The organism is Hydrogenivirga sp. (assembly GCF_056450045.1).
Window position 1 is genome coordinate 1 of the sequence record NZ_JBWONM010000128.1, and the last position, 9735, is coordinate 9735.

10 protein-coding genes are annotated in these 9735 nt (G+C 52.1%); 6 read left to right on the forward strand and 4 right to left on the reverse strand.

Translation table 11 applies throughout. The annotated features are described in order from the left end of the window. A partial coding sequence (locus AC1HCM_RS05375; RefSeq protein WP_479460741.1) for a glycosyltransferase occupies window positions 1–223 on the reverse strand: 223 nt, incomplete at its 3' end. Continuing rightward, window positions 220–903 carry a peroxide stress protein YaaA gene (yaaA, locus tag AC1HCM_RS05380; protein WP_479460742.1) on the reverse strand — a complete coding sequence of 228 codons (684 nt, stop codon included), beginning with the start codon at window positions 901–903 and terminating at the stop codon, window positions 220–222. The genes AC1HCM_RS05375 and yaaA, both read right to left, overlap by 4 nt. 49 nt (window positions 904–952) lie before the next feature. On the opposite strand from yaaA, the gene AC1HCM_RS05385 reads away from it, so the two are divergent. The 5 genes from AC1HCM_RS05385 to argF are packed head-to-tail and all read left to right on the forward strand — an operon-like array spanning window position 953 to window position 6384. Continuing rightward, a complete protein-coding gene (locus AC1HCM_RS05385) occupies window positions 953–2143 on the forward strand; it encodes a phosphoglycerate kinase (protein ID WP_479460743.1) in 1191 nt (396 codons plus the stop codon). Between the two features lie 2 nt (window positions 2144–2145). Further along, entirely contained in the window at window positions 2146–2928 is a 783-nt protein-coding gene (locus AC1HCM_RS05390) for an inositol monophosphatase family protein (protein WP_479460744.1), read from the forward strand. Between the two features lies 1 nt (window position 2929). Continuing rightward, window positions 2930–3817: a universal stress protein gene (locus tag AC1HCM_RS05395; protein WP_479460745.1), complete on the forward strand. Its 888-nt coding sequence runs from the start codon at window positions 2930–2932 to the stop codon at window positions 3815–3817. Next, entirely contained in the window at window positions 3814–5454 is a 1641-nt protein-coding gene (locus tag AC1HCM_RS05400) for a tetratricopeptide repeat protein (RefSeq protein ID WP_479460746.1), read from the forward strand. The genes AC1HCM_RS05395 and AC1HCM_RS05400 overlap by 4 nt, the downstream gene beginning before the upstream one ends. A 12-nt stretch (window positions 5455–5466) precedes the next feature. After that, window positions 5467–6384, forward strand: coding sequence for an ornithine carbamoyltransferase (gene argF, locus AC1HCM_RS05405; RefSeq protein WP_479460747.1), 918 nt, complete (start codon window positions 5467–5469; stop codon window positions 6382–6384). Window positions 6385–6386: 2 nt separating this feature from the next. Here the strand turns inward: argF and glmS are convergent, their stop codons facing one another. Both glmS and AC1HCM_RS05415 read right to left on the reverse strand, forming a co-directional pair. Continuing rightward, the gene (glmS, locus tag AC1HCM_RS05410) at window positions 6387–8165 is read right to left on the reverse strand and encodes a glutamine--fructose-6-phosphate transaminase (isomerizing) (RefSeq protein WP_479460748.1); all 1779 of its coding nucleotides are present in this window, start codon (window positions 8163–8165) and stop codon (window positions 6387–6389) included. Between the two features lie 4 nt (window positions 8166–8169). Continuing rightward, window positions 8170–8727 carry a SagB/ThcOx family dehydrogenase gene (locus AC1HCM_RS05415; protein WP_479460749.1) on the reverse strand — a complete coding sequence of 186 codons (558 nt, stop codon included), beginning with the start codon at window positions 8725–8727 and terminating at the stop codon, window positions 8170–8172. A 74-nt stretch (window positions 8728–8801) separates the two neighbouring features. On the opposite strand from AC1HCM_RS05415, the gene AC1HCM_RS05420 reads away from it, so the two are divergent. Beyond that, window positions 8802–9735: amidase family protein (locus AC1HCM_RS05420; RefSeq protein ID WP_479460750.1), on the forward strand; the 934-nt coding region annotated here is incomplete at its 3' end.

The window sequence follows — 9735 nt, forward strand, 5'->3', positions numbered from 1 at the left end:
TCGCTGCGGTCTGCCCGTAGTTCCTCCTGAACCTGACGACCTTGACCCTTTTGTCCTTCTCAGCCAACTCTCTGAGTATCTCCGGCGTTCGGTCGTAGCTCCCGTCATCAACGAAGACTATCTCGTACTCCTTCCCAAGAGAGTCCAGGACCTTAACGAGCCTTTCGTAGAGTACGGGTATGTTTTCCTCCTCGTTGTAGGCTGGCACTACCACCGATATCATATGTACCTGCCCTCGCTCCTCATCCTCACTCGGATAAGACTTCCCCTCTCCTCCACCTCTTCCACCTTGTAATCAAGGAAGTTTATCCTCTCAAGGTCTTCCAGACCCACCTTCATCTCAAGTATGTACCTTAAGGTGTACGCCCTGTGGGGAAGGGTATTTATTACCCTCTTATCCCCTCTGTAGTAGGTGAAAGCGACCCTTCGGGTGTTTTCGGGAAAGGGTATAGCGCTCTGGTCCTCTGTGGAGAGGAAGTCCCACAGAACAGCTCCCTCAAAGAGCCTGCGGACAAGCTCCTCAAGATGGGACCTCCAGAAGGAACGAAGGCTCTTCTCCCTGTATTCTGTACTCCAGTCAAGCCCGTAGGCTGGGAGCAGGTCTGACACACCCACGAGACCCATGAGTGGTGAGGGGATAACACCCCCCCTCTCTATCTCCTCCTGAACCCTTCTGGGGAGCGCCCAGAAGCTCAGCTCCTCCCAGAACCTTCCCTTGTACCTCCTGAAGGCGGGTGCCAGGGGACTGGTGCTCACACGGAGCTCCCTTATAAGAGCTTCCCTTAAAGGGTTTAGCTCCGGAAATCTGTTTCCTACACCTTCTCTCCACACCTCGGAGAGGTCCTTCTTGACCATATCCATACGGGATTGAACCCTGCTCCAGGGAAGCAGATAGATGTGCATACAAGTATTATAAGGGTTGGCTTATATCCTTATGGTAGAATTTAAAGCCATGCCGGGAAAGAAAACTCTCAGGGATGTGGAGGTAAGCGGTAAGAGGGTTCTCGTCAGGGTTGATTTCAACGTTCCTCTTGATGAGCAGGGAAACATAGTTGAGGACACGAGGATAAGGGCGAGCCTACCTACAATTGAGTACCTAATGGATGCACGGGCGAAGACGATCCTCATGTCCCATCTTGACAGACCCAAGGGCAGAGACCCAAGATACTCCCTTGCACCGGTAGCCAAGAGGCTCTCAAGGCTCCTAAACACAGAGGTTAAACTCGCACCGGACTGCGTGGGAGAAGAGGTGAGGGAGATGGTCTCCCAGATGAAGGAGGGAGAGGTGCTCCTCCTTGAGAACCTCCGCTTCCACGAAGAGGAGACAAAGGGCGATATGAACTTCGCCAGGGAGCTCGCATCCTTAGGGGAGGTTTACGTTAGCGACGCCTTCGGCACATGCCACAGGAAGCACACCTCCATATATCTCGTTCCAAGACTGCTCAAGCCGGCGGTCATGGGCTTCCTCCTTGAGAAGGAGATCAACTACTTTGAGAAGGCTATGATAAACCCCCAGAGGCCCGTTGTCGGCATACTGGGTGGTGCTAAGGTGTCAACGAAGCTCGGGATAATAAAGAACCTCCTCAAGAGGGTGGACAAGCTCTTCATTGGTGGAGCCATGGCTTTCACCTTTATAAAGGCTATGGGCTACGGCGTTGGAGACTCGCTCGTTGAGGAGGACCTTATACCTACAGCCCTTGACATACTTGAGGTCGCCAAGAAGCTGGACGTCAAGCTCTACCTGCCCGTTGATTTCGTCATAGGACAGGAGCTGTCCGACAACACCCCCACGAAGATAGTCCCCTGGCAGGAGATTCCCGAAGGCTGGAAGGGGCTTGATATAGGGCACGTATCGGTTGATCTTCTGAGGGAGGTGGTCTCCGACGCCCAGACTATAGTGTGGAATGGTCCGATGGGTGTCTTTGAGCTTGACAGGTTCAAGAACGGAACCTTTGAGACCGCAAAGATAGTGGCTGAGTCGCCTGCACTGACGATAGCCGGCGGTGGCGATACGGACCACGCCATACACAAGGCTGGTGTTTACAACGCCATTGACTTTGTTTCCACGGGAGGAGGAGCCTTCCTTGAGCTCTTGGAAGGCAACTCCCTGCCCTGTCTTGAGGTCCTTGACGACAAGGAATGAGCATGGATACAAGGGATTACGTCCAGGCTGCCAAGGAGGCAGCCCTCATAGGTGGCATAGTTCTAAAGGAAAACTTCAGGAAGGTAAAGGACGAAAGCATTGAGGAAAAGGCGGAGAAGGACTTCGTCAGCTACGTTGATAGGACCTCAGAGCAGAGGATAAGGGAGTTTCTCGGAAATAAGTTTCCGGGGCACAGGATAGTGGGAGAGGAGGAAGGGGGAAACCCTTCAGGGGAGTTCGTGTGGTACATAGATCCCCTTGACGGGACAAAGAACTACATAGCTGGCTTCCCCATCTTCGGCGTTTCAATAGCCCTCGTCCATGAGGGGGAGCCCATAGCAGGTGCGGTTTATCTGCCAGCCTTCAACACCCTCTACTGGGCTGGAAAGGGGATGGGAGCCTTCAAGGATGGTATGCCCATAAGGGTCAGCTCTACATCGGAGCCCAGATACTCAGTAGTAGCCTACGGCTTTCCCTCCAGAGCCAGAAGGGAGCTTGACACATACTGGTACATATTCAAGGAAGTCTTTGATAAGGTCGCCGCGATGAGGAGACCGGGTGCAGCGGCGGTTGATTTATGCTTCGTAGCTGACGGTGTCTTTGAGGGTCTGATGGAGTTTGAGCTTCATCCGTGGGACATAAACGCAGGAATTGTTATACTAAAGGAAGCAGGGGGTAGCTACAGGGTGATAGAGCATGCGAATAAGATGGACATAGTTGCCTCAAACGGAAAAGTGCAGGACTTCCTTGAAGGGATAGTATCCAAGTACCTGAGGGAGGCATAACTTGAGGATTCTGGTTCCCGTTGACTTCTCGGACATAACGAACACGGTGCTTCGCACCGTAAAGAAGATAGCTCAAGCCCACGGGGGTGAGGTGATACTCTTCCATGCGGTATCGCCCGCCATCTACATACCCTACCCTGAAAGCCTCGCCGTTGATGTCATTGACGTTAAGGTCCTTCAGGAGATTGAGGAAAGTAAAAAAAGGGAGGCTGAGGAAAAGCTCAGAGGGCTTGAGGACTTCCTAAAGCCTGTAAAGACAAAAGCTGTGGTTGATGTGGGGGACCCAAGGGACCTGATCCTTGAGCAGGAGGAGAAGGAAAATCCTGACCTCGTTGTCATAGGAAGCCACAAGAAGGGTCTGGTTGAGAAGATACTGATAGGCTCAACCACAGAGAAGGTCGTCAGATACAGCAAAAAACCCGTTCTCGTTATAAAGGGTTCCGAGCCCTCCTTTACCGGCAGGGTAGTGATAGCCTACGACTTTTCCAAGATGGCTGAAAGGACCGTTGAGTTTTCCCTCCGTTTCCTGAAACCCTTCAAGGTTAAAGTTGAGATACTTCACATAGATGAGCCTATAGAGATTCCTATAGTTGAGAGGATAGGAAAGGCTCTGTACGAGAAGTACAGGGAGGAGAAGAAGGTTTACATAAAGAAGCTTGAAGAGCGTTTTGCCTCTGAGGGCTTTAGCGTTGAGACGAGCTTTGTCAGCGGGAAGGACCCCTCCAAGGAGATAACCCAGCATATAAGGAAGCTCAGCGACGTTGACATGGTGATAATGGGAAGCAGGGGTCTATCGGGTCTCAAGAGGATAGTGCTCGGAAGCACCTCTTCCGAGGTTTTCAAGAAGGTAGAGGTGCCTATACTCATATACAAGGAAGGCGAGGAATGATAAAGGCTCTCCTCCTTTCCCTCACGCTGACCTGTTTATCCTTTGCCAACTACTACTACGATTACGTGATGTGCAGGTATCTCTCCGATAGACCGAAGGAGGCTGAGCTTTACTGCCTTCAGGCAATTGAAGAGAAGCCCACACCTTCCCTTTACATGGACACCATAAGGCTTGAGATGGCTCTAAAGAAGACGGACAAAGCCCTCTCCCTTGCAAAGGAGTACCTGAGGAGCTTCCCCGAAAGGGTTGAGCCCTACGTAGCTCTCTACAGCATATACAGGCTTGAGGGTAATAGGAAAGAAGCCCTACGCATACTTGAGGAAGCCTACAGAAAGTTTCCCAAAAGCAAGGAAATCCTCATATTCTTAGCGGACGAGTACATAAAGACAAACCAGATGGAGAAAGCTAAGAGGGTCCTTCAAAGCTTTGCAAAGATAAGCCCAAACAACCCCTTCCCCTACTACCTTCTCGGACAGCTATACCTGAGCGAGGGAAAGGTTGACAGGGCTATAGAGTACCTCCAGAAGGCGCTTGAGATAAGAAGAACCTTTGAAGCAGCCTTCGTAACCCTTGGCAAGATATACGAAAAGAGCGAAAGGTTCAGCGAGGCTGAAAAGCTGTACAAGAGCATACTCAAGGAAGATCCCAACAACCGCTCAGCCCTTGAGAAGCTCGCCCAGCTCTACATGGCTACGGGCAGGATCCAGGAAGCTAAAGAGCTCTACAGAAGGCTCTACGAGATGGACCCGACCAACTACCAGTACAAACACCAGTACGCCCTCACACTGCTTCAGTCGGGAGAGTTTGAGCGTGCAAAGGAGATCCTATCAGGGGTGTACAGACAGCACCCCGAGGACCTGAACGTAGCTTACTCCTACGCCCTCTCCTTAGAGCTCACAGGAGAACCCGAGAAGGCTCTGAAGATATACGAAAGGCTCCACAAGCTCGTTCCAAACAACCAGAAGATAGTTGAGAGGCTGACCAACACCTATATAGCCCTTGGAAAGCTTGAAGAAGCACAGGAGATGATAGAGAAAGGACTCTCCCTAAACCCGGCGAACATAAGATTGCTTATGCTCAAGGCTAATCTCCTTATGGAGAAGAAGGACTACGAGGGAGCCCTCTCTGTTCTTGACAAGGTAGCCTCCATAGCTCCGAGAGAGTACAGGGTCTACTTCCTGAGGGCTATCGCCCTTGACCAGCTCGGGAAGATAGTTGAGGCGGAACAAAGCCTGAGGAAGGCTCTTGAGCTCAATCCCAAGGACCCAGACCTCTACAACCACCTCGGCTACTCCCTGCTCCTTTGGTATGGGAAGGCAAGGCTCAAAGAGGCGGAGGAGCTGATAAGGAAGGCTCTTTCAAAGGACCCCGATAATCCAGCCTACATAGACAGCATGGGTTGGGTTTACTACATGAAGGGGGACTACGAGAGGGCTATTCAGTACCTGCTTGACGCACTCAGTAAGGCGTACGATGACCCCGTCGTAAACGAACACGTTGGAGACGTCCTCCTGAAGATGGGCTATAAGGAAGAGGCAAAGAGATATTACGAATCAGCCCTGAAGCTCCTTGAGGAGGGTAAGGAGGGAGAGAAAGGGCAGAGGGAGAGGATTATTGAAAAGCTCAAGAAGCTGTAAGATAATAGTTCTATGAAGAGAGATTTTATTGACCTTTGGAACCTTGACCCGGACGAAGGGTGGCAGATAGTAAGGAGAACCAAGGAGATAAAGGAGAAGAAAGAGGAAGTTAGGGAGGTTCTGAAGGGGAAGAATTTCGCTCTTCTCTTCACAAAGCCCTCCACGAGGACGCGCGTATCCTTTGAGGTCGCGATAAGGGACATGGGTGGAAATTCCTTGTTCCTTCAGGAGAGCCAGCTCCAGATATCAAGGGGGGAGGACGTCAGGGATACAGCCAGAACCCTCTCAAGGTACGTTGATGGAGTCATTGTGAGGAACCATTCCCACGTGTGGCTTGAGGAGTTCGCCCAGTGGTCTGGCGTCCCCACCATAAACGCTTTAACCGACAAGTCCCATCCCTGCCAAATTCTGAGCGATGTGTTCACCCTCTACGAGAGGTTTGGGGAAGAGACAAAGGGGATAAAGATAGCCTACGTGGGAGACGGAAACAACGTGTGCAACACCTGGCTTGTTGCAGCGGGACTCTTTGGGCTCAGTCTCTTTGTAGCAACCCCTGAGGAGCACACTCCCGACAGCTACTACCTTCAGGCCGGGCTTGATCTGTGCAACTTCACGGGTGGAAGTATATATCTGACGACCAACCCCACCGAGGCTGTGAAGGAGGCGGACGTTGTCTATACCGATGTGTGGATGAGCATGGGAGACGAGAATGAAGAGAAGAAGGAAGCCCTCAGAGCCTTCCAGGTAAACGAAAAGCTTCTCTCCCACGCAAAGCCCGAGGTGATAGTCATGCACTGCCTCCCGGCTAAGAAGGGGGAGGAGATAACCGAGGATGTCTTTGAGAGGTATGCGGACGTCATATTTACCCAGGCGGAGAACCGCCTCCACTCCCAGAAGGCTCTCTTAGAGTTCCTCTACGAGGAGAAGTAGGCTCACTCAACGGTAACGGTCTTTGCCAAATTTCTGGGTTGGTCAACGTCAAGACCGAGCCTGCTCGCTATGTAGTAAGCCAGCAGTTGCAGTGGAACCACAGTGACAAAGGGGGTGAAGTCCTCCTCAACGGGAGGAACGCTTATAAACTCCCTGCTTATCTTCTCAAGCCTCTCATCGCCTTCAAAGCCTACACCGATAACGATTCCCTTCCTCGTCCTGACCTCCTCAACGTTGGATAGGGTCTTCTCATAGACCCTGTCCTGAGGACAGACCACCACCACCGGCATGTTTTCGTCTATCAGGGCTATCGGTCCGTGCTTCATCTCACCCGCAGGGTAGCCTTCCGCATGTATGTAGGATATCTCCTTTAGCTTGAGGGCACCCTCAAGGGCTATCGGATAGCTCAGGTATCTTCCCAGATAGAGAAAGTCTTTCTTCTTCATGTACTTCTGGGCTACTCTGTCAACATCTTCAGCCTTCTCAAGGACAGCCTCTATCCTTGCCGGCATCTTCATCAGCTCAGCTATGAGCCTGTCCCTTTCCTCGTGGTTTGAGGCTGCGAGGAAGTATAGGGCGGTCAGCTGGGCGGTAAAGGTCTTGGTGGCAGCCACGCCTATCTCCGGACCTGCGTGGGTGTGGAGCGTGTAATCCGCCTCCCTGTCTATTGAGCTTCCAACAACGTTAACAACGGCGAGGGTTCTCGCACCCCTCTCCTTGGCAAAGTTTATAGCAAACTTTGTGTCTATGGTCTCACCCGACTGGGATATGCCTATTATCAGGTCCTCCTCGCCAACGGGAAAGTCTCCATACCTGAACTCCGAGGCGTAAACGACCTCTGTGGGAACTCCCGTGTACTTCTCTATCCAGCTCTTTCCTATTAGACCCGCGTGGTAGGATGTGCCGCAGGCTATTATGAGAACCCTCCTGAACTCCTTCAGAGAGAAGGGGAGCTCCTCAGCAGGCGAGAGCAGTCCCCTGATGGTATCACCAACAGCCTTCGGCTGTTCGTATATCTCCTTGAGCATGAAGTGCTTGAATCCAGCCTTCTCCGCTGAGATTATGTCCCAGGGAACTATCGTTATATCCTTGGTTACGGGGTTGCCGTTGAAGTCGTATATGTTAACCCCTTCGGGGGTCAGGTCCGCTATCTCCCCATCGCTAAGGGTTATAACCTTTCTCGTGTAGGGCAGTATGGCGGGTATATCCGAGGCTAAGAAGTTCTCCCCTTCAGAGATTCCGACTACGAGGGGACTTCCCTGCTTCACTCCGATTATCCTGTTGGGCTCGTGAACCGTTATGACGGCAAAGGCGAAGGCACCCCTGAGCCTCTTGACTACATCAAGGACAGCCTCAAGCAGGTCTCCTCTGTAGTTCTTGGCTATAAGGTGGGCTATCACCTCGGTATCCGTGTTTGACCTGAAGCTGACGCCTTCCCTCTCAAGCTCTTTTCTGAGCTCCAGGTAGTTCTCTATTATCCCGTTATGAACAACGGCGAACTCCCCCTTCTCATCGGTGTGGGGGTGGGCGTTCTCCGTTGAGGGTTCCCCGTGAGTTGCCCAGCGGGTATGACCTATACCCGTTTTCCCCTCGTAGGGCTTTCCCCAGAGACTCCTTACCAGCTCCCTTATCTTACCTACCCTCTTCTCAACTATCAGCCTTCCATCCTCTATTAGGGCTACCCCTGCGGAGTCGTATCCTCTGTACTCAAGCCTCTCAAGTCCACCCAGTATCAGTGGAAGAGCTGGCTCCTTTCCCGTATAACCTATAATCCCACACATGGCTCTATTCTACCCTCCCAACGGGCATTATATAAAGGGGTTCTTCCCCGGTCCTCGCACCAACTATTGACTTCAGATCTTCATCGTAGAAAGCTCCTATGACAACAGTCCCGAGACCAATGGCGGTCGCTTGAAGGTAGACGTTCTGGGCGGCGTGCCCCACCTCGTTGAAGACGTATCTGATCCCCCTTCTGCCGTACTTTCTCGTTGTCCTCTCCGGTATCGCAAAAAACAGCAGGATAAGGGGTGCGAGCAGTATCTGTTCCTGAGAGAGACCGCACCTGAATATATCCTCGGCAAAGTTACCTGCCCGGACCTCAAGGATTGCGTGCCTGTGGGGATCGCACCTGTAAATGCCCGTTCCAAGACCCAGGACCCTCGTGGCGTGGAAGTACAGTTCAAGGGGGTAAAGGGCTCCAGCAGAGGGTGCTGTCCTAAAGCCGTAGGGATCCGTGATGCCCTGAGCAGCCCACAGCAGCTGGGAGAGCTCCTCCAAGGTCAGGGGCTCAGGAAGATACTCCCTTACAGACCTCCTCCTCAGGAGAGCCTCCTCCAGGCTCATCCTCCCCCTGTGCAGAGGTTGGGGAAGTTTAAGTGCCATAAGTTTAAAGATACATCTGGGATAAAATATTTTCCATGCTTTGGCAAAAGAGTGCCACGGAACTGTTGAAGCTTATCAGAGAGAAAGAGGTAAAACCCTCCGAGGTGGTCGAGTCCTTCCTCAGGAGGTTTGAGGAAACTGAGGAGGAGGTAAAGGCTTTCATAACACCTCTCTACGAGAAGGCTCTGAAGGAGGCAAAGGAGCTTGAGAGTAGGGAGGCTTCGGGGAGGCTCTTTGGTCTGCCGGTAGCCATAAAGGACAACATAGTGATGAAGGGGGAGAGGACAACCTGCGGTTCAAAGATACTTGAGAACTTTGTATCCCCCTACAATGCCACGGTTATAGAGAGGTTACGCAGGGAAGGAGCCCTCTTTGTGGGGAAGACCAACCTTGACGAGTTTGCCATGGGCTCTTCTACCGAACACTCAGCCTTCTTTCCGACGAGAAACCCTTGGGACAGGGAGAGGGTGCCCGGTGGCTCCTCTGGTGGTTCAGCGGCAACGGTCGCCCTTCTATCCTCCCCCCTATCGCTGGGTTCAGATACGGGAGGCTCAATAAGACAGCCGGCGAGCTTCTGCGGTGTGATAGGTATAAAGCCCACCTATGGAAGGGTCTCAAGGTACGGGCTTGTCGCCTTCGCCTCCTCCCTTGACCAGATAGGAGCCTTTGGGAGAAGGACAGAGGACATCGCCCTACTACTTGAGGTCATAAGCGGGCATGACCCAAAGGACTCAACCTCTGCCAAGGTTCCCGTCCCGAACTTCACCGAAGAGATGAAGAGAGATATAAAGGGGCTCAAGGTAGGTCTTCCAAAGGAGTTCTTTGAGTTTGAGGTTCAGAAGGAGGTCAGGGAGAGCTTTAATAAATTCGTAAAGGAGCTTGAGGGTCTTGGGTGCGATGTTGTTGATGTATCCCTTCCCCACGTTAAGTACGCTATACCAGCCTATTACATAGTTGCTCCTTCGGAGG